The sequence below is a fragment of the Kribbella sp. NPDC051137 genome (assembly GCF_040682535.1).
GTDB classification, from domain to species: domain Bacteria; phylum Actinomycetota; class Actinomycetes; order Propionibacteriales; family Kribbellaceae; genus Kribbella; species Kribbella karoonensis.
The window spans coordinates 148,040-167,553 of record NZ_JBFBBI010000005.1 but is presented as its reverse complement, the minus strand read 5'-3'; the positions used below and the strand labels follow the sequence as shown (position 1 = coordinate 167,553).

The following is a 19,514-nucleotide window of genomic DNA, read 5'->3' as shown; positions in this document are numbered from 1 at the left end:
GGGGGTGGGGGTTTATGACGCGGGGTGAGTGGGGGATTCGCTGTGATGGTGGTCACTGGTTGTGAGGGGCGTACTGGACGTCCAGGGCGGCGGTGGTGAAGCCGAGGTTGGTGTAGAGGGCGCGGGCGGCGGTGTTGGTGCCGTCTACGTAGAGGACGATCTCGTCGAGGTTGCGGTCGTTCTGGAGGTGGTGGAGGCCTTGGAGGGTGAGGGACTTGCCCAGGCCTCGGCCCTGGAAGGACGGGGAGACGCCCACTACGTAGACCTCGCCGACGCCCTCCTCGACCTTTGTCCAGTGGAAGCCGGCGATGGCGCCGCTGGCGGAGTCGACGGCCAGGAAGAAGCCCTCGGGATCGAACCACGGCTGCTGGAGGCGTTCGGCCAGGTCTGCGGCGGTCCAGCTGCCCTGTTCGGGGTGGTCCGCGAAGGCGGAAGCGTTGACCTCCAGCCAGGCGGCGTTGTCCTGGCCGGGGACAAACGTGCGTACGGCGATCCCGTCGGGCCACACGGGCGACGGGAGAGTAGCCCTGGTACGGCGGAGGAAGTACAGCTCACGTGCTACCGAGAGGTCGAGGCGCTGGGCGAGTTCGTCGGCGCCAGGCAGACGCCCGTGGGCCCAGACGCGAGTACGGGCGCCGCCGTGGTCGAGCAGCATCCGGAGCAGCGCCGTACCGAAGCCCTGCCGGCGGTAGGGAACGCCAACGACGAGTTCGGCGGAGCCGTCGGGGGACAGGCCGGCGTACCCCGCGAGGTTGCGGGCGCTCTGCAGTCCGCTGACCTCGATGGTGCCGGGTTCGCCGGAGTACGCGAGCACGTGGACGTCGCCGGGGTGTTCGCCGTCCAGGTGCAGCAGGGTGCGTTCGGACAGCGGATGGACGCCGTCGCTTTCTGCTGCGGCACGGGCGAGTTCCGTGACGGCGGCGGCGGTGGCCGGGGGCAACGGTGAGGGAACGGCTTCAAGGGTCACCGGAACACAGTAAAAGGTTCAGCTGAGTTCATTCTCAGGTTCTGGAAAGAGGGTTTGCTGCTCAGGTAACTTCAGCGGACTCATCAATCAAGAACACGGAGAACGACATGGCACGAGACAGAGCACGGTTGGGGGGACGGCGGGCGGCAGGCCTGTTCGCCGCCGGGACGGCCGTCGCGCTCGCCTTGGCCACGGGGGGATCCCTGAGCCAGGCCGGAGCTGCGACCCAGTCCGATGCCGCGGCGCAGACCGCCGTACAGGCACCGAAGGCGACGCACTCGCAGATCCAGTTGCTGGCGATCAACGACTTCCACGGCAACCTGGAGCCGGCCACCGGCTCCGGCGGCAAGATCAACGACATCCCGGCCGGCGGTGCGGCGTACCTCGCCACGCACCTGAAGGAGCTCCGGGCCGCCGCCAAGGCCAAGGGACAGGACTCGGTGACGGTCGCCGCGGGTGACCTGATCGGTGCGTCGCCGCTGCTGTCGGCGGCGTTCCACGACGAGCCGACGGTGGAAGCGCTGAGCGGGATGGGACTCGAGGCTGCGTCGGTGGGCAACCACGAGTTCGACGAGGGCTGGCACGAGCTGCTCCGGATGCAGACCGGCGGCTGCCTGCCGGACGGCGACGGACAGAACAACCAGAACTCCTGCCCGGACCCGAAGCACCCGTTCGAGGGCGCGAAGTACAAGTACCTGAGCGCCAACGTGTTCTTCACGAACACCCAGAAGACCCTGTTCGCGCCGTACACGATCAAGACCTTCAAGGACGGCAAGAAGGTCGCGTTCATCGGTATGACGCTGGAGAACACGCCGAACATCGTGACCAAGTCCGGCGTCGAGGGCCTGACCTTCAAGAACGAGGTCGCGACCGCGAACGCGCTGGTCCCGGAGCTGAAGAAGAAGGGCGTGAAGTCGATCGTCGTGCTGCTGCACGAGGGCGGGTTCCCGGCCGACCCGAAGGCGTACAACAGCTGCCCGGGGATCTCCGGCCCGATCGTTGACATCAACGCCGGCCTGGACCCGGAGATCGACGCGATCATCTCCGGCCACACCCACCAGGCGTACAACTGCTCGCTGCCGGACAAGGCCGGCAAGCCGCGGCTGGTCACCAGCGCCTCGTCGTTCGGCCGGCTGGTCACCGAGGTCCGGCTGAGCATCGACAACGCGACCGGTGACGTCGACCGGACGAACACCCTGGCACAGAACCAGATCGTCACCCAGGACGTCGTCCAGGACCCGAAGACGGCGAAGCTGATCGCGAAGTACAAGGCGCTGGTCGCGCCGATCGAGGGCAAGGTGATCGGCCACATCAGCACCCCGTCGGTGGTCCGGACGAACGACGACTCGCTGGAGTCGCCGCTGGGCAACCTGATCGCGGACGCGCAGCTCGCCGACCCGTCGGTGGTGTCCGCCGGCAAGGCGCCGGTGGCGGCGTTCATGAATCCGGGCGGTATCCGCGCCGACCTCGCGTCGAACGGCGGTGCGGTCACCTTCGGGCAGGCGTTCACCGTGCAGCCGTTCAACAACTTCCTGGTCTCGATGGACATGACCGGGGCGCAGATCAAGGCCCTGCTGGAGCAGCAGTTCTCCGGCGTGAACGGCCCGGAGGCGGCGAAGTACAAGGTGCTCCAGGTCGCGGGCATCATCTACACCTGGAACCCGGCCGCAGCGGCGGGTTCCAAGGTCGTGGCCGGCTCGATCAAGATCGGCGGCCAGCCGCTGGCGGACGGTACGTCGTACCGGATCGTCACGAACAACTTCCTCTCCGACGGCGGTGACGGCTTCCCGGCGTTCACCACCGCGACGAACAAGGTGTTCGGCGGGCTGGACATCGACGCGTTCGCGAACTACCTGAGCGCGCACGACCCGTACACCCCGGTCGCCACCGACCGGATCACGCTCGGTTCCTGAGCAGCTCACCCGGAAAGGGCCGGTGCGGCGACGTACCGGCCCTTTTTCGTATCCGGTCAGGGATCCTGGTACCTTGCGTACTCAGGCATTTACGGAAGGTGAGCGATGGCGCACGTTGCTCCGACCTCGCACCGGCGGGCCACTCGCGCGTCACACCGGGGTCATCGCAGCGCGGACGGGCCGGTGCAGATCACCAGTTGGCTCGGTCTGGCGTTCGCATTCGTGGTCGGGTGGGTCCTGACGTTCCAGTCGCACGTCGGGGTGCACGCGGCCGGCATCACGATGCTGGTCATGCTGGTGCCGATCACGATCGGCACGTTGCTGGCCGGTTTCAAGCAGGGCTTCGGATCCTGGCCGGCGGCGCTGCTGCCGGCGGCGGGTCTCGCCTTCACCCTGCTGAAGTTCTTCTTCTAGGACTTGGCCTCGGCCGGCTCGCGGGTGGTCGGCGCCGGCGGTACGACGAACCGGTACCCGACGTTGCGGACGGTCCCGATCAGCGCCTCGTGCTCGGGCCCGAGCTTCGCGCGCAGCCGCCGTACGTGCACGTCGACCGTCCGGGTGCCGCCGAAGTAGTCGTAGCCCCAGACCTCCTGGAGCAGTTGCTCGCGGGTGAACACCCGCCCCGGGTGCTGCGCGAGGAACTTGAACAGCTCGAACTCCTTGTACGTGAGGTCGAGCGCCCGCCCGTTCAGCTTCGCGGTGTACGACGCCTCGTCGATCACCACGTCGCCGCTGCGGATCAGCGTGGACTCGGGCTCGTCGTTCCGGGTCGCGGCGAGGCGGCCGATCACCAGTCGCAGCCGGGCCTCGATCTCGGCCGGGCCGGCGGTGTCGAGCAGGACGTCGTCCGCGCCCCAGTCCGCGTTCACCGCGGTCAGTCCGCCCTCGGTGACGACGAGAATCAGCGGTACGTCGATCCCGGTGGTGCGGATCAGCCTGGAGGCGCTCCGGACCGCGACCAGGTCGCGCCGGGCGTCGAGCAGCACGGCGTCGGCGTCCGGGGCGTCGACCAGCGCGGCGACCTCGGCCGGCAGGATGCGGATCTGGTGCGGGAGCAGGGCGAGGGACGGCAGCACCTCGGTGGAGGCCTGCAGCGCGTTCGTCAGCAGAAGCAACGTGCTCACGCCGTCTCCTTGTGCTGATTGTCGGATCCTGCCGCAGCGATCCGGTCCTCGTGCGCGGCAGGCCCCGGCGGCGTCGTTGCCGGGGGCCTGGGACACACTGGGTCTGACAGCAAGCTGACATAATACCGGAAGACCTACTCGACCAGTGAGGCGCGGATCAGATGCCGGAAGTGACCATCAGGTACTTCGCTGCCGCACGTTCGGCCGCGGGTACGTCGACGGCGACCGCGGAGGCTGGCTCGATCGGTGATCTGGTGGCGACCGTCTCGTCCGACCGCCCGGAGCTGGCGCGGGTGCTGTCGATCTGCACGTTCCTGCTGGACGGCGAGCGGGCCGACGCCAGTACGCCGCTGACCGCGGGCGCGCTCGTCGACGCCCTGCCGCCCTTCGCCGGCGGCTGACCGGACTCCTCCCGGGGTACATTCGTCGCCGTGGCGATGGAGTCGGGGACGCTACTCACTACGGTGGGGCGGGCGGGGGTCCTGTTCGGGAAGGCCTGGCCGCGGCTGGCGGCGGTCTTCCTGGTGGCACAGCTGGTGCACCGCGGCCTGCAATGGGTCGCCGTTCAGGCGGGTGCCAAGGCCGAGGCGGCCGGGATCGCCGTACTGGCGTTGCTCGTGGTCGTCTCGCTGGCGATGTACGTGACGATGTTCCTGGTGCTGCGGAGCGACCTCCCGTTCCACCGTCGTGCGGTCGCCGAAGGGATGCTGGCGCCGGACGGTATGGAGCCCGGCAGCGAGCACAAGCCGCTCGACGCGGTCGCTGCCGCGCTGCTGCCGTTCCTGGCGTTCTACGCGGCCTACAAGTTCCTGCAGAACGAGGCGCTCAACTACGAGTACCAGCTCGCGGTCAAGAAGGTGAACGACACCGTCGCGAACGTTCTGACCGGCGGCACGGTGCCGCAGCAGTCGGAGGGGCTGCAGTCGTTGTCGACCTGGTTGTTCATCGGCCTCGGCGTCACGGCGTACCTGCTCCGCTTCGTGTTCAAGAAGTGGAAGAAGGAGGAAGAGGGCCCGGTCCGCAAGCTGTTCGTCACCTACCTCGAGGCGCTCTGGATCTTCGTCGTCGTGTACCAGGCGACCTCGGTGATCCCGCCGCCGATGACCTGGCTGAAGCAGCGGGTCGCCTGGCAGTGGCTGCAGGACGGGTACACCTGGGTGCTCGACCATCTGCTCGGCGTCAACCAGGTCCGTGAGGTGTGGGACGCGGTCACGGGATTCGTCGCGGCGGGCATCGGCGACCTGTGGAGTGCCGCCGTCCTGCCGCTGATGTGGATCACGATGACCGCGGTCATCTACGGCCGCGTCGTGCGGAAGCCCGACAAGGTGCGCTGGCGGTTCGACCGGATCACGCATCGCTGGCAGCAGACGCCGCGGATCGTCCGGGTCGCCGGCAACTCGGTGGTCGCCGACTGGAAGGAACGCTGGCTCCCGGTGGTGCAGGCGTTCCGGCTGGTCGTCCGTTCGGGGCTGCGGCCGATGCTCGGGTACTTCCTGGCCTGGGCGGTGGTCACGTTCGCCGCCGGCGGCGTGTGGATCGCGCTCAAGCTCTGGGTGCTCGGGCCGCACACGCTCCAGTTCTGGCAGGTCGTCGACGAACCGCTGACCTTGCTCACGGACGGCCTGAAGATCATGCTGCAGGTCAGCCTGCTGGCCGCGGCGTACGACCGGATGATCGGCGGCCTCGCGGGCTACCTCGAGCCGCGCACCCGCGCCGTCCACGAGCAGCCGGCCGGTGATCAAGGCGTCACCGACCTGAGCGCGGCTACCTCGGGAATGCCAGGTACTGAGGGAGCTTCGTCGGCCACGTGATCGTCGGCTGCACGCTGCCGGCGACCGACTTCGGTACGACGAAGATCGCGACCGTCTCGAACGGCTTACCCGCCGTCGGCTTCAGGTAGTACTGCGCGGCCGCACCCCGCCAGCTCTCCGGCTTGTCGTCCGTACCGCCCGTGCAGCCGGTCGGACGGTCCTGGTAGTCGTCGGCGACCACGGTCTCGTCCCAGGTCCGGCCGTCCGGAGCGCGGAGGTGCAGCGAGCAGCCGCCGAGTCCGTCGAGCACGGACAGCTTGTCCACCTGCAACCGGAAGTACACGCGGATCCGGGTGGTGTCCGGCGGGAGCTTGTCCGCGAAGCTGTTCCCGGTCCGGGCCGGCTGCGGGTCCTCCTCGACGCTCGCGGCGTACCAGATGGCACCGTTGTACGCCGTACCGCCCGCGGAGACCTGGACGGGATCGCGGGGCTCGGCGTCGTACCAGGCCCTGTAGTCGCTGTGGGTGGTCCACCAGCCGGCGAACGGGATCGTCACGACGAGGGTTGCGAGCGCGACGGAGTTCCGCCGGAACCAGCCCCGCCGCGCGCGACGCGCCGTCATTCGTCGCTCGCATCGGTCAGGGTCACGACGTCCTCGAGTTTCGGCGCGTTGTCGCCGAGCGGGACCGTGACCTGGGGCTCGAGGTCGTTCAGGATCGACTTCTCCATCACCAGGAAGGTTGCCCCCGGCACCTTGTCGGCGGGCATCTCGACCACGAACGAGCCGTGGACCGGGATGTCGGGGGAGAACGCGGTCCCGGTCAGGTCGACCTGGTCCAGGCCACTGCGGTTCGAGCCCAGGTAGGTGACACCGTCCGCGGACCGGATCTTCACGCCCATGATGTGCATCGGCTCACGGGTGGCCGTGACGGTCGCGTCGACGACCACGAAGTCCGTCAGCGAGTCGCGGTCCGGCGTGGAGAACGGGATCCGGAGCTTCTTGCCGACCCGGACGTCGTTCACGGTCAGGTCGAACCGTGGCGTCTGCACGGCGCGCCCGACGACGCCCTTCACCGGTGTCGGGTCCTGGATGTCCTTCTGGTCCGGCGTCCACCGGTAGAGCGCGACGATCGCGACCAGCACGGCGATCGTCAGCCCGAGGTTGGCGATCTTCCGGCCGTTCACTTGCGGTTGTCCTTCACCTTGACGGTGCTGTCGGCGACGATCTTGTCCGGTAGCCACTTCTCGTGGTGGTCGAGGATCGACTCGTCCTGGTGCTCGTAGCCCTGCACGGTCAGGTTGACCTCGGTCGGCAGCTTGGTGCCCTTCGGGAGCTGCCAGACGAACGCGACGTCCTCGGTGGCGTCCGGGGTGAGGACCGGGTTCATGGTCGCGTCGCGGAGGTTGGTCGAGCCGAGCGGCCCGGCGGTGTCCTTCACGCCGGGGACGCCGACCAGCCGGATCAGGTCCAGGGAAGGGGTCGTGCCGGTGTCGTCGGTGACCTTCAGCTTGGTCACGACCGCGAGCAGGACGCCGCCCGGGTCCGGGGTGAACAGCGGCTTCAGGTCCTTGACGATGACCGCCCGCTGGATCGTCACCTCGTACTGCCCGGCGTCGATCGCGGTCCCGGCGTCCACCTGCGGCGTCTCGTCGCCGGCCTTCTTCAACCCGCCGAACGCGGCGGCGATCACCAGCAGTACGGCGCCGACGCCGATCGACCAGGTCTTGACCGAACGGCCGCGCACCTTCAGATCCTGGAACTCCGGGAGTTCCTCCGGCTCCCCCTGGTCCCCGGTTCCCCCGCTCCCCGTTTCCTGCACGCCCGCAAGCGTAACCAGCGGAAGGGGCGGATCAGTCGTTCGGTCGGCCCCGGAGCCGTTTGGTCTGGCCGCGGCGCTTCTTGTCGTCCAGACGGCGGCGTACGGATGCCTTGCTCGGCTTGGTCGGGCGGCGCTTGCGGGGCGGCGGGGCGATCGCATCGCGCAGCACCACGGCCAGCCGCTCCCGCGCGGCCTCCCGGTTGCGGAACTGCGACTTGTACTCCGACGCCGCGATCGTCAGTACGCCGTCCACCAGCCGCGACTGCAGCCGCTCCAGCGCGCGCGTCTTCAGTACGTCGCTCAACGCCGACGTGCCGGCCACGTCGAAGCTCAGCTCGACCCGGCTGTCCGTGGTGTTCACCGACTGCCCACCAGGCCCACTCGACCGTGAGAACCGCCAGGCCAGCTCGGACTCCGGCACCACCACCCCGGACCGCACCGTCACTCCGCTCTCCACACCACCATTAGACCGGAGCACAATCACCAGATGGATGCCTGCGTCTTCTGCGGACTCATTTCCGCGGATTCGGCCCGCTGGATCGCCAAGGAGAGCGCCGCCGTCGCGTTCCTCCCGTTGCCGGGCGAGGAGATCGCTCCCGGGCACACGCTCGTCGTACCGCGCCGTCACACCGCGGCGGGGGTGCTGGACGTGCAGGCGGCGGACCTGGCGGAGGTGATGGATCTGGCGCAGCGGATCGCGCAGAAGATGGTGCAGCGGCTCGGGGCGACCGGGGTGTGCTTGCTGAACGCCAGTGGTCCCGGTTCCGGGCGGAGCGTCGACCATCTGCACTTCCACGTCGTACCGCGGTACCCGGGGGACGGGGACGACAGCCTGCCGTGGCCGAGTGGGCGGTCGGTGCATCGGCTGACTGGCGACGTACAGCGGCTTCTCAGTACGTGAAACGGGCGGTTGAAACGTGAACGGGGCGACGTACCGTGGGTAGCTGTGAGTCTCGGGCTGTGGGTGCTGGCCGGCGCTGTGGTCGCCGGTGTGGTCCTCAGTGTGCTCAAAGCGTGGGTGGACGGGCGGTTTCGCGGGAAGAGCGAGGACGACGTGGAGCGGGTGACGGCCGCGGAGGTCGGTGCGGAGCTGGGTGAGCGGGCGACGCTCCTGCAGTTCTCGTCGGCGTTCTGCGCTCCCTGTCGTGCCACCCGGCGGACGCTCGCCGAGGTCGAGGGCATGGTCGACGGCGTGCGCCACGTCGAGCTGGACGCCGAGTCGCACCTCGAGCTGGTTCGCCGGCTGGACATCCTGCGGACCCCGACCACGCTGATCCTGGACGCGACCGGTGCCGTGGTGAAGCGGGCCAGTGGAGCTCCCCGGAAACCGGACGTGATCGCCGCGCTGGCCGCCGCGATCGACCGTCAGCCGAGCTGACACCGTCCGCTAGGGGCCACCCGATGGCCAACGCCCCGGGGTGTAGGCAAGACTTTCCCGGTGAGCTCTCAAGCAGCAGGTTGGTACGACGACCCCGAGGACCCGGCCCAGCAGCGGTACTGGGACGGCAACGCCTGGACGGATCAGCGTCGGCCGCAGCAGGGCCCACCCCCGCTCCAGGCCCAGTTCGGGCAGCAGCGGCCGGCTGACCTCCCGCGGTACGGCGAGCCCGCCCAGCACGGTCAGGTGTACGGCGGCCAGCAGCCGCAACAGCCGCCGCAGCAGGATCAGCCGCGGTACGGCCAGCGCATCCCGGGGTACCAGCCGCCACCGGCCCAGCCGCAGTACGGGCAGCCTCAGTACGGTCAGTACGGACAACCCCAGTACGGGCAACCGCAGTACGGCCAGTACGGCGGGCCGCAGCAGCAGTACGGGCAACCGCAGTACGGCCACGGCCAGCCGGGCTACGGCTACCCGGGCCAGCGGGTCCACACCACCCCGGACGGCCAGATGCTCTCCGGCTGGTGGCGCCGTGTCTTCGCCCGCATCATCGACGGGATCATCGCGGGCATCATCGGCCTCCCGCTGACCGGCTACTTCATCTATCAGTACTCCAAGGTGCTCTGGGCCTACTTCCAGGACACCCTCGACCAGGCCGCGGCGGGTACGCCGACCACCAGCACGACCCTGCCGCCCGAGGTCTACAAATGGATGATCCCGGCCACGCTGATCGGTCTGCTGGTGTCGTTCGTGTACGAGTACCTGTTCCTCACCAAGAAGGGCGCGACGCCCGGCAAGATGCTGCTGGGGATCGCGGTCCGGCTCCGCGACGTACCGGGTAACCCGCCGGGGATCGTGGTGCTCAAGCGGTACGGCGTGTACGTGGGCATCAGCCTGCTCAGCGCGATCCCGCTGGTGGGCACCCTGTTCAGCTTCCTGGCGCTGCTGAACGACCTGTGGCCGCTGTGGGACGACAAGAAGCAGGCCCTGCACGACAAGGTGGCCGCCACCAACGTCGTCCGCACCTGATCCAACATGTGATCAGTTGTCTCATTGGATGGGACCAGCAGTGGCGGGCCCGCCCAGGTTCCGTACTCTCGACACGTGGTTTACACGACATGGCTGACGAAGCGCAGGGCAGTGGACAACTGCCGGGTGCGCTCGTCACTGTGTCGACGCCGCTGACCAGGCGGCGTCCCGAGCGCTGCGGAACCGGTCGCTGAGCACGGTTCCGCGTACGTCGTCTCCCGCACACTCGGGCGGGTTCCGGCTCGACATCCTCCTTCACCGGGAGTCGTCATGTCCGAACAACAGGCGGCACAGCAGGTCGATCCGCGCGGTCTCCGGTTCGCGGCCGGGATCACCACGGTGGTCCTGGCGCTGACGCTGATCCTGAACAACCCCTGGCCGCTCGCGGTCCAGGCCGTGGTGTTCGCGGTCTCGGTCGCCTTCGGCGTCCAGGCGTCGCCGTACGGCTGGCTGTTCAAGCGGCTGGTCCGCCCCCGGCTGGGCAAGCCCAAGGAGCTGGAGGACGCGGCCCCGCCGCGGTTCGCCCAGCTGGTCGGCCTGGTCTTCGCGGTTGCCGGCCTGGCCGGGTACCTGGCCGGCGCCACGGTGCTGGGAGTGGTCGCCACCGGATTCGCCCTGGTCGCCGCGTTCGTGAACGCGGCCGTCGGGCTCTGCCTCGGCTGCGAGGCCTATCTGCTGATCCACCGCATTCGTACGCCATCCACCGCTACCAACTGAGAGGCAGCACACATGAGCAGGGAATCCGCGCTCGTCTCGGCCGACTGGGTCGAGGAGCACAAGAACGACGCCGACGTGGTCCTGATCGAGGTCGACGAAGACGTCTCGGCGTACGACGCCGGCCACATCGCCGGCGCGATCAAGCTGGACTGGAAGGACGACCTTCAGGACGCGGTCCGTCGCGACTTCGTCAACCAGGAGCAGTTCAGCGCGCTGCTGTCCGAGCGGGGCGTGAAGAACGACGACACCGTCGTGCTGTACGGCGGCAACAACAACTGGTTCGCGGCGTACGCGTACTGGTACTTCAAGCTCTACGGCCACGGTGACGTCCGGCTGCTCGACGGCGGCCGCAAGCGCTGGGAGCTGGACAGCCGCGAGCTGACCGATGAGGTCGTCAAGCGCGAGGCCACCGAGTACCAGGCCAAGGACCCGAACCTGGACATCCGCGCGTTCCGCGACGAGGTCAACGAGGCCATCGGCGTGAAGAACCTGGTCGACGTCCGGAGCCCCGACGAGTACGCCGGCCGGCTGCTCGCCCCGGCGCACCTCCCGCAGGAGCAGGCGCAGCGCGCGGGTCACATCCCGACCGCGGCGAACATCCCGTGGAGCAAGGCGGCCAACGACGACGGCACGTTCCGCGCCGACGACGAGCTCAAGCAGCTGTACGCCGACGCCGGCGTGGACTTCGGCAAGGACACCATCGCGTACTGCCGGATCGGCGAGCGCTCGGCGCACACCTGGTTCGTGCTGCACGAGATCCTCGGCCAGGAGAACGTGAAGAACTACGACGGTTCCTGGACCGAGTGGGGCTCGCTGGTCGGCGTACCTGTTGCCCTCGGCGACGAACCCGGAAAGGCCTGACACATGTGCGGAGCGAAGCAGGGCGGCCTCGACCTCAAGGGTGTCGACGTCGACAAGGAGGCCGTGATCCAGGGCCAGGTGCTGCGCGGCGAGGAGCCGGTCGGCGGCGCGTACGTCCGGCTGCTGGACAGCACCGGTGAGTTCACCGCCGAGGTCCCGACCTCGGCCACCGGGCACTTCCGGTTCTTCGCGGCGCCGGGCAGCTGGACGCTGCGCACGCTGGCCCCGAAGGCCCAGCCCGTCGACCGCCAGGTCGTGGCCCAGTACGGCGAGGTCGCGGAAGTGGCCGTCACTGTCTGACCGGTTGGTCGTTACACAAGGTGCCACCACACCAGACGGTGGCCCACCCTGAAGTAAGCACCGAAGGGCCCGGACCTTGCGCGTCCGGGCCCTTCGGCATGCCCGGAATCGCTTGCCGGGCAGGCGTTCCGCGGACATCGCATCCGGATTAAGGGTGATGCGGCAAAGATCGCCAGATATGTAACGGTTTGATCTCGGAGCGGGGTCGGCTCGTCACCTAATGCAATCGACCGAGTTGTGTCTGTGTCCTGACCCGCAGTTCGGGTCACGTCATCACTCAGGGAGGAGGGGTCAATGCGACCCCGCATCGGATACAAGAAGCTCGCTGCCGTCGGTGTTGCGGCGGTTGTCGGCGTGGCTTCTACGATTGCGCTGACGTCTGGTTCCGCGTCCGCCTCGCCGGTCTTCGGCTACAGCGGTTACTCGTACGGGACCGATGTCGAATCCGGGCTGGCGAACAGTGGCCCGCAGGTGATCAGCAAGTTCGGTTGCACCACGGACGCCAACAAGGCTGACAAGAACGACATCGCCGCGGCGAACGTGAACGGGCAGGCGATTGCGCGCTCGGTGAAGACCGACACGCACGGCTTCAACAACGCCAGCGGTACGGGCGTCACCAGCACCGCGGTGGCCGCCGACGTCCGCGTCGGCAACCTGCTCACGCTGACCGGCGTGAAGACCACCACCACGTCGAAGTACTCGAAGGGCCAGCTGTCCTACACCGGCAGCACCACCTTCGCGGGCGTGCGGATCGGCGCGATCACGGTGCCGTCGCTGCTGAACCCGAAGCCCAACACCAAGGTCGCCGTTCCGGGCCTGGGCTACATCGTTCTGAACCGTGTCGGCGGCGTGAAGACCGCGTCCGGCATCTACTCGTACGCGCAGGCGGTCGTGCTGCACGCGACGGTGAAGAACCAGTACATCCCGCAGGGCGTCGACGTCGCGGTGCTGAAGACCCGCGCGGAGATCTCGAAGCCGGCCACCGCGCTGGTGATCGGCGACGCGTACGGCACCAAGGCCACGGCCGACAAGCTGGTCGTGTCCGACGCCACCTCGCTCCAGACCACCTGCCAGGGCACCGAGGGCAAGACGGTCCGGGTCGCGGTCGGCGAGCTGAACATCCCGAAGGTCGCCTACGTCGGCGGTGTCTACACCACCAAGAACGGCGCCATCGGTGCGGACAAGTCCTACATCAACTTCACCTCGCACGTCGCGGGCGTGAAGGTGGGCAACCTGTCCATCGGTGCGATCGAGTCCTCCGCCTCGGCGTGGAAGACCAAGGACAACAAGGCGGGCGTGAGCTCCTCCTCGACGATCGCCTCGATCAAGGTCGGCAACAAGACCTACAAGGTTCCGACCGGCGAGAACAAGACCCTGGACATCCCGGGCATCGCCCGTCTGACCTTCAACCAGGTCATGCGGCAGAAGCGCTACATCGCGGTGAACGCGCTGGTCATCGACGTCTACAGCCTGAACACCAAGGTTGTCGTCGGCCACTCGGCCGCCGGCGTCGTCAGCTGATCACGGCAGACACCATCTGAAACACGGCTGAGTCGAACCTCACCGACCCAGAGCACCGGCCCCCGGATCCCGCACGGATCCGGGGGCCGGTTCCGTTTCATACGTCCAGAATCAGCGTGACCGGGCCGTCGTTGGTCAGCGTGACCTTCATGTCGGCGCCGAAGATCCCGCGCTCGACCTTGGCGCCGAGGTCCCGCAGTGCGGCGCAGAACGCGTCGTACAGCGGCTCGGACACCGGCCCCGGGGCGGCCGCGCTCCAGGACGGGCGCCGGCCCTTGCGGGTGTCGGCGTACAGCGTGAACTGGCTGATGGCGAGGATCGGTGCCTGCTCGTCGGCGGCCGAGCGCTCGCCCTCGAGAATGCGCAGCGTCCAGATCTTCGCGGCCAGCGCCGCGGCCTTCTCGACGGTGTCGTCATGGGTGACTCCGAGCAGGACCAACAGCCCAGGCTCGTCGATCGCCCCGACCACCTCGCCGTCCACGCTGACCGACGCCTGACTGACTCGCTGTACCACGGCTCTCATGGTTGTATCTTCTCGCGCAGGAGATCGTCCGGTCATCGGACCTGCTGACCGGCAAATATCCGTTTCAGAACCCGATCTGGCAGGATTTGTCCATGGCGTCGACTCTGATCACTGTTGCCCCCACCGGTGCCGAGACCGCGAAGGCGGACTGCCCGGCGTTGCCGACCACGCTCGACGAGCTGGTCGGGACCGCGAAGCGCTGCGAGGCGGCGGGGGCCGCGATGATCCACATCCACATCCGCGACGGTGAGCACCGGCCGACCCTCGACCTCGGGCGGCTGACCGAGACCGTGGCCGCCGTTCGCGAGAACACCGCGCTGATCGTGCAGCTGTCCACAGGTGGCGCGGTCACCGATCCGTACGAAGACCGTCTGCGCGTACTGGACGCCGCGCCGGACTCCTGCTCGTTGACGATGGGCACGGTCAACTTCGGCGACGACGTGTTCATGAACCCGTGGCCCTTCGTCACCCAGCTCTTCCAGCTGACGCAGGAGCGCGAGGTGGTCCCGGAGTTCGAGCTGTTCGACCTCGGCCAGGTCGCCGCGCTGCACCGGCTGCTGGACAAGTACGGCCTGCCGTACGGCGGGCGGGTGCACTGCGACCTGGTGATGGGCGTCCCCGGCGGCATGCCCGGTACGGCGGACGCCCTCGTCGCCGCGGTCAACGCGCTGCCCGACGCCGTCACGTCCTGGTCCGCCACGGGCATCGGCCGTACGTCGCTGACGGTCGCGCTGGCGGCCCTGTCGAAGGGCGGCAACCTTCGCGTCGGCATGGAGGACACGCTGACGCTCGCGAAGGGTTTACCGGTCACGCACAACGCCGAGCTGGTCGAGCGCGCCGCCGCCCTCGCGACCCTGGCTCAGCGCCCGCCGATGTCCCCCGACGAGGCCCGCACCCTGCTGAACGTGAAGTAGCCGACGGCACCGATCACGACAATCGTTGCCTCCAGCAAAAGCCAGTCCCGGAGGTAGTCGCGGGGGAGGACGGTCGGGTTCGCTCCGGTGCCCTGCCTGAAGACGAGCGGCAGGGCGATCAGGCTGGTGATCCCGACGTACAACAAGGTCGTCCGCACCACCCCGACCGTCCGATGCGCGTCCGGCCGCTGCGACCACTTTGCGACCAACCACCCGGCCGCGAGGGTCAGTGGGGCAAGGACGAAGTCGTCCACGATCACCGCCCCGCCCAGCCACAACGGCAACCGCACCAAGCCCCGCACGTCGACGCTCTGCCACAGTTCCCAAGCACCCCAGAGGGCCATCAGCACGCCGGCGACCACCATGCCGATCCGCACCTTCATGCGACGACCTCCAACCGATGAACCCACTTGGTCTGCAGGACCCCCGGCCGGTTGGGCGCGATGATCCGCGCCGGAAACCCGTGGTCCAGCGCGAGTTCGGACCCGTTCAGCCTGAGCGCCAGCAACGTCAACGGATCCGCCGCGAAGTCCGCCGGCAACTCGCTCGTCCCGTAGAACCCGCCTTTTTCCATGGACACGACCCGGACCCGCGAGCCGGCCGGCGCCCCGCACAACTCCAGCAGGTCCCGCACCCGAATCCCCTCCCAGCTCGCGCCCTGGCTCCACCCCTCGACGCAGGCGATCGGCAACTCGGCGCGGCTCTGCGGCAGGTTCCGCAACTCGTCGAGGCTGTACGACAGGACTCGCGGCCCCGCGACCGTGAACCGCCAGTCCGCATCGATCCCGCCGACCCCCGCCGCGGCCGCCGTACGGTTCACCGGCAACGCTTGTGGGCCGATGTTCGGCTTCCTCGGCGCGAGCACGGCAACGGACCCGAGCGGCGTCGCGGACTGCCCCGCCGTCGTGATCCCGACCAGTGCGGCCGCGCCGGCCACCGTGCGGAACAACCCGCGGCGCGTGAGCCCGGTGGTCTCGGCCGGGAGCGACTCGAGCCGGCGTTCCGGCGTACGACGCCAGTTGGCGCGGATCAGCGGGAGTTTGACCGCGAGATGGACGAGGAGCGCGCCGACGATGATCCACGCGAGCGCGTAGTGCGTCTGCCGGAACGGGAACGGCCACGGATACCACTGCAGCGTGTTCACGAACCCGATGAAGAGCTCGAGTGCCATCGACGAGACGAGGACGAGGATCGACAGCCGTTCGACCAACTGGCCGATCGCCTTCAGGTCCGGCTTCGCGAAGAGCTTCGGGTAGACGGTCCAGAGCTTGGCGAGCAGCAGCGGTACGGCGACGGTGCCGCTGATCACGTGGACGCCCTGGGTGACGCGGTACAGGTTGGCCGGTCGGCTCGGGACGGTGAGCCAGCTCGGGGTGTCCTGGAGGAGGTGGCTGTAGAAGCCGGTCAGGAAACAGATCACCACGGCTGCCCCGAGCCAGCGTCCGATAACGGTCGCCACCCGCGGATGATGCAGCGGCGACGAGAACGTCGGTGGTGCCGGGAGCTTCATGTTTCCACTACATCGCAGTCGGGGACGTGTGAGCGGCGAACTGCGGTTACTGCTCGCGAACGGCGTACCCGGAACCAGTTGTCCACAGGTCTGCGATCAGCGGCTCTCGGTGGTACCGATCGGGGCATACTCTGGGTCAACTTGACGAAGGGAGTGTGGCGGCGTGAAGACGCAGGAGCGGTCGTCCGACGACGACGAACGCGCGATGGCGGACCTGGCCGAGGTCAATGACTGGCGGTCGATCTGGGGGCCGCCGGCCACCGGTGCGGAGGCGATCCGCTCGCTGGTCGACCGCGTCACCGCAGCCACCGGTTGGCGCCCGTGGGCGCCGGGCGACATCGACCCCGACCGCTACACCTGGGGTCTGGTCACCCGGCGCGAGACCGTGATGCTCGTGCTGCCCGATGCCGTGCTGCCGGAGAGCCCGCGCAGCGGCTGGTCGGCGTACGAGATCGGCCCGTCCGAGATCCCGCTCGCCGAGGAGGGCCTCGACCAGCACTGGCCGGCCCAGCTCCAACTGGCCCGGCAGTACTGGGGACCACCCGTGTACGTCGGCCCCGGCGACGACCTGCGCATCCCTCCGGAGTGGCGCGGCCGCCGCAGGCACCTGGCTGTCTGGCTCCGCCCGGGCGCCGAGTTCCACCTGTACGCGTCCCAGCCCGGTCCCGACGAAGACGTGGCCGGTTTCGCATACTCCGTCTACGCCAGCGAGGTGTCGTAACCATGTCGATGACGCACAGCGGCGATGAGCATCTCGACGAGATCCTCGACTCGCTCCGGCGCGCCGGAGCGGACCTGAAGCGCATCGTCAGCTCCGGTCGCCGCCTGTCGCAGAACCTTTGGTCCAGGCTCAGCCGCTCGCAGCGGCAACGCGCGGGTCTCGAGCAACTCCGCAACGCCCAACGGTTCCACCCCGGGATCGACCGTGCGATGCAGAGCGTCGGCGAGCAGCAGCGCGCCCGGGCCGCCGAGGTGTCCTCGCTGCAGGCGGCCGTCAACGACAACGAGCGCCGGATCAGCGACCTGAACGCCGAGCGTCAGGCGCAGCAACAGCGGATCGACACGCTGCAGCGCGACCTGGACCAGGACCGCAACAACGACCGCGACGGCGACGGCATCGACGACCGGATCGAGGACCGGACCGACCGAGACCGGAACCACATCGACGACAACGTCGACCGGGACGACCGCACCGACCAGCAGAACGACAACGCCAACGATCGCGACGGCGACGGTGTCGACGACTCCGTCGAGCGCCGCGAGGAGCAGCGCGCCGAGGCGGACCGGGAGCGGGCCGACCGGGAACGCCGTGAGGAGCAGGACCGCACGACAGAGGACGAGGCCCGGCGCGGCGTCGACCCGACCGCCGCCGCGGGAACGGCTGTCGGCGCCGCGGTCGCGGCTGAGGAACTGCAAGACCTCCAGGAAGACCAGGAAGAGCGCGACCAGGCGGACAAGGCGGACGACGAGCGACAGGCCGCCCCCGACAGCGACCTCGACGCCGCCCCCGGCACCACCGACCCGGACCGCGACCCGTCCCTGGACCCGAACGACCCGGCCAACGCCCCGGCCGTCGACGCGAACGACCCGGCTCTCGATCCGAACGACCCGTCGAACGCCCGCGCGGCCGACGCCGGCGACCCGTCCCTGGATCCGAACAACGCATCCGCCCTGGACGCGAACGACCCGTCCGTGGACCAGAACGCCCCCGCGAACGACCCGTCGCTGGACGCCAACGCCCCGGCTGTCGACGCCAACGACCCGTCGCTCAACCAGGCCGACCCAAGTGTCGACGGCACCGAACCTGGGGTAGATGGCAACGAACCGGGTGTCGACGGCAACGACCCGGCCCTGGACACGACCGACCGGGCGAACGCCCCAGCTCTCGACGCGAACGATCCGTCGCTCGACCCCAACGACCAGTCGAACCCGTACGTGACCGACGACCCGCAGTTGGACACCCCCGGCGCCGACGCCCAGCAGCAGAACGCGGACCTCGACACCGACCTGGACACCGGCGGCCCGGAGCCCACCACCGACCCGTACGTCACGGACACGTCCGTCGACCAGGACGGCCCGGACATCAACCAGGACGGCACCAACCCGTACGTCACCGACACCGCCCGCGACACCGACCTGGCCCAGGACGAGGCAGACCTCGGCCAAGATCCGGCCCCCGATCAGACTCCCGAGGTCGACGCCCAGCAGACACCGGGGCAGGACCAGCAAGTGCAGCAGGCCGACGTACCGCAGACCGACCAGCCCAGGCAGACCCAAGCACCTGAGCAGTCCCAGCAGGGCACGGAGAGCCAACAGCCCCAGCAACCCCAGGGCCCGAGCGCCCCGAACATGCAGGCCGTCGGCGCCGCCACCCAAAGCGCGGTGGAGGCCGAGGCAGAGGCACCCGGTCAGGGAACCGCTCCCGAGGGCCAGGGCAACCAGCAAGGCCCCCAGCGCCGCCAGCCCGACGGCCACGCGGAGGACGCCCTGCTCGACGGCAACCGCGAGCAGCACCCACCCGGCCAGAACATCTCCCCCCAAGAGGTGGCCCACCTGGCCGACAAGACCTCAAAGGGCCACGCCCACGCCTCGGGAGCAACCAGCGCAGACGCCGGCGTCACCGCCAACGAGCGCCCCGGCACCGCCGGCCAGCAAGCCCGCGACCGCACCGCCGACCGAGGCGACCGAGGCCGAGGCGACGACGGCGGCCGCAGCCGCTAGTCCCCAACAGCCCCCAACCGTCCAGCACCGCAGGCCCCAACCACCTGCCTGCGGTGCCGGCTCACACCCACAGTCACTCCCCAGCCCTCCTCGAACTCCCCGCCGGGTCCGGCCGCCGACGTACGTCCTTCGTACGGTTCGCGCGACTACCGCTCGGGCCTATGTCCCGCACGTACTTGCCACGCCCGCACGTACTTGCCACGCCCGCACGTACTTGCCACGCCCGCACGTACTTGCCACGCCCGCACGTACTTGCCACGCCTGCACGTACCTGCACACGGCGCCCCGCACGTACCTGCACTCGGCAACCTCGCGCATACCTGCGCCTCGCGCATACCAGTGGCCCGCACGTAGCTCCGCCTCGTGCATACAGGTGGCCGCACGTACATGCGGCCGGCGCCCCGTAGCCGTGCGCCGGATCCACCCGCGCTTGCGCTCGCGCTCGCACACCGAACTCCAACCCAG

23 protein-coding genes are annotated in these 19,514 nt (G+C 69.0%); 14 read left to right on the top strand and 9 right to left on the bottom strand.

Annotated features, from left to right (window positions below):
• Positions 1-52: 52 nt before the first annotated feature.
• Positions 53-967, bottom strand: coding sequence for a mycothiol synthase (mshD, locus tag AB0M51_RS26765; protein WP_363750976.1), 915 nt, complete (start codon positions 965-967; stop codon positions 53-55).
• 107 nt (positions 968-1,074) lie between these two features.
• Between mshD and AB0M51_RS26760 the strand changes: the two genes are divergently transcribed.
• Positions 1,075-2,880 (top strand): bifunctional metallophosphatase/5'-nucleotidase, encoded by a 1,806-nt coding sequence (locus AB0M51_RS26760; protein WP_363750974.1) that lies wholly within the window; start codon positions 1,075-1,077, stop codon positions 2,878-2,880.
• Between the two features lie 105 nt (positions 2,881-2,985).
• Complete coding sequence (locus AB0M51_RS26755; protein WP_344200296.1) at positions 2,986-3,294, top strand: hypothetical protein; 309 nt, start codon at positions 2,986-2,988, stop codon at positions 3,292-3,294.
• Here AB0M51_RS26755 and AB0M51_RS26750 read toward each other — a convergent pair.
• Complete coding sequence (locus AB0M51_RS26750; RefSeq protein WP_344200293.1) at positions 3,291-4,004, bottom strand: response regulator transcription factor; 714 nt, start codon at positions 4,002-4,004, stop codon at positions 3,291-3,293. The genes AB0M51_RS26755 and AB0M51_RS26750 overlap by 4 nt on opposite strands.
• Positions 4,005-4,165: 161 nt before the next feature.
• On the opposite strand from AB0M51_RS26750, the gene AB0M51_RS26745 reads away from it, so the two are divergent.
• Both AB0M51_RS26745 and AB0M51_RS26740 read left to right on the top strand, forming a co-directional pair.
• Positions 4,166-4,405, top strand: a complete 240-nt coding sequence (locus tag AB0M51_RS26745; RefSeq protein WP_344200291.1) for a MoaD/ThiS family protein — start codon at positions 4,166-4,168, stop codon at positions 4,403-4,405.
• A 36-nt stretch (positions 4,406-4,441) separates the two neighbouring features.
• Positions 4,442-5,815: a hypothetical protein gene (locus tag AB0M51_RS26740; protein ID WP_363751502.1), complete on the top strand. Its 1,374-nt coding sequence runs from the start codon at positions 4,442-4,444 to the stop codon at positions 5,813-5,815.
• On the opposite strand, the gene AB0M51_RS26735 is transcribed toward AB0M51_RS26740, so the two are convergent.
• From AB0M51_RS26735 to arfB, 4 genes are read right to left on the bottom strand one after another with little or no spacing between them, the layout of a single operon-like run.
• Entirely contained in the window at positions 5,769-6,377 is a 609-nt protein-coding gene (locus tag AB0M51_RS26735; RefSeq protein ID WP_363750971.1) for a hypothetical protein, read from the bottom strand. The two genes, AB0M51_RS26740 and AB0M51_RS26735, sit on opposite strands and share 47 nt — an antisense overlap.
• Complete coding sequence (locus AB0M51_RS26730; protein WP_363750969.1) at positions 6,374-6,940, bottom strand: hypothetical protein; 567 nt, start codon at positions 6,938-6,940, stop codon at positions 6,374-6,376. The genes AB0M51_RS26735 and AB0M51_RS26730 overlap by 4 nt, the downstream gene beginning before the upstream one ends.
• Entirely contained in the window at positions 6,937-7,575 is a 639-nt protein-coding gene (locus tag AB0M51_RS26725) for a hypothetical protein (RefSeq protein WP_344200284.1), read from the bottom strand. The genes AB0M51_RS26730 and AB0M51_RS26725 overlap by 4 nt, the downstream gene beginning before the upstream one ends.
• Before the next feature lie 31 nt (positions 7,576-7,606).
• A complete protein-coding gene (arfB, locus tag AB0M51_RS26720; RefSeq protein ID WP_363751500.1) occupies positions 7,607-8,014 on the bottom strand; it encodes an alternative ribosome rescue aminoacyl-tRNA hydrolase ArfB in 408 nt (135 codons plus the stop codon).
• Positions 8,015-8,062: 48 nt separating this feature from the next.
• On the opposite strand from arfB, the gene AB0M51_RS26715 reads away from it, so the two are divergent.
• From AB0M51_RS26715 to AB0M51_RS26685, 7 genes are all read left to right on the top strand, one after another.
• Positions 8,063-8,476, top strand: coding sequence for an HIT family protein (locus tag AB0M51_RS26715; protein WP_363750967.1), 414 nt, complete (start codon positions 8,063-8,065; stop codon positions 8,474-8,476).
• Positions 8,477-8,521: 45 nt separating this feature from the next.
• Positions 8,522-8,953, top strand: coding sequence for a thioredoxin family protein (locus AB0M51_RS26710; protein ID WP_363750965.1), 432 nt, complete (start codon positions 8,522-8,524; stop codon positions 8,951-8,953).
• A 60-nt stretch (positions 8,954-9,013) separates the two neighbouring features.
• Positions 9,014-9,982, top strand: a complete 969-nt coding sequence (locus tag AB0M51_RS26705; protein ID WP_344200276.1) for an RDD family protein — start codon at positions 9,014-9,016, stop codon at positions 9,980-9,982.
• A gap of 270 nt (positions 9,983-10,252) precedes the next feature.
• Positions 10,253-10,699: a DUF4395 domain-containing protein gene (locus AB0M51_RS26700; RefSeq protein ID WP_344200274.1), complete on the top strand. Its 447-nt coding sequence runs from the start codon at positions 10,253-10,255 to the stop codon at positions 10,697-10,699.
• Positions 10,700-10,711: 12 nt separating this feature from the next.
• On the top strand, positions 10,712-11,560 hold the full coding sequence (locus AB0M51_RS26695) for a sulfurtransferase (RefSeq protein ID WP_344200271.1): 849 nt from the start codon (positions 10,712-10,714) through the stop codon (positions 11,558-11,560).
• A gap of 3 nt (positions 11,561-11,563) precedes the next feature.
• A complete protein-coding gene (locus AB0M51_RS26690) occupies positions 11,564-11,860 on the top strand; it encodes a DUF1416 domain-containing protein (RefSeq protein ID WP_209697529.1) in 297 nt (98 codons plus the stop codon).
• Between the two features lie 354 nt (positions 11,861-12,214).
• On the top strand, positions 12,215-13,381 hold the full coding sequence (locus AB0M51_RS26685) for a choice-of-anchor P family protein (RefSeq protein ID WP_344200266.1): 1,167 nt from the start codon (positions 12,215-12,217) through the stop codon (positions 13,379-13,381).
• Between the two features lie 97 nt (positions 13,382-13,478).
• On the opposite strand, the gene dtd is transcribed toward AB0M51_RS26685, so the two are convergent.
• Positions 13,479-13,904, bottom strand: coding sequence for a D-aminoacyl-tRNA deacylase (dtd, locus tag AB0M51_RS26680; protein ID WP_363750961.1), 426 nt, complete (start codon positions 13,902-13,904; stop codon positions 13,479-13,481).
• 92 nt (positions 13,905-13,996) lie between these two features.
• Between dtd and AB0M51_RS26675 the strand changes: the two genes are divergently transcribed.
• The gene (locus tag AB0M51_RS26675) at positions 13,997-14,818 is read left to right on the top strand and encodes a 3-keto-5-aminohexanoate cleavage protein (protein WP_363750959.1); all 822 of its coding nucleotides are present in this window, start codon (positions 13,997-13,999) and stop codon (positions 14,816-14,818) included.
• On the opposite strand, the gene AB0M51_RS26670 is transcribed toward AB0M51_RS26675, so the two are convergent.
• The gene (locus AB0M51_RS26670) at positions 14,764-15,201 is read right to left on the bottom strand and encodes a hypothetical protein (RefSeq protein ID WP_344200257.1); all 438 of its coding nucleotides are present in this window, start codon (positions 15,199-15,201) and stop codon (positions 14,764-14,766) included. The two genes, AB0M51_RS26675 and AB0M51_RS26670, sit on opposite strands and share 55 nt — an antisense overlap.
• Entirely contained in the window at positions 15,198-16,328 is a 1,131-nt protein-coding gene (locus tag AB0M51_RS26665; protein ID WP_363750957.1) for a molybdopterin-dependent oxidoreductase, read from the bottom strand. The genes AB0M51_RS26670 and AB0M51_RS26665 overlap by 4 nt, the downstream gene beginning before the upstream one ends.
• Positions 16,329-16,491: 163 nt before the next feature.
• Between AB0M51_RS26665 and AB0M51_RS26660 the strand changes: the two genes are divergently transcribed.
• A complete protein-coding gene (locus AB0M51_RS26660; protein WP_344200251.1) occupies positions 16,492-17,049 on the top strand; it encodes a hypothetical protein in 558 nt (185 codons plus the stop codon).
• 2 nt (positions 17,050-17,051) lie between these two features.
• Positions 17,052-19,049, top strand: coding sequence for a hypothetical protein (locus AB0M51_RS26655; protein WP_363750955.1), 1,998 nt, complete (start codon positions 17,052-17,054; stop codon positions 19,047-19,049).
• Positions 19,050-19,514 lie beyond the last annotated feature (465 nt).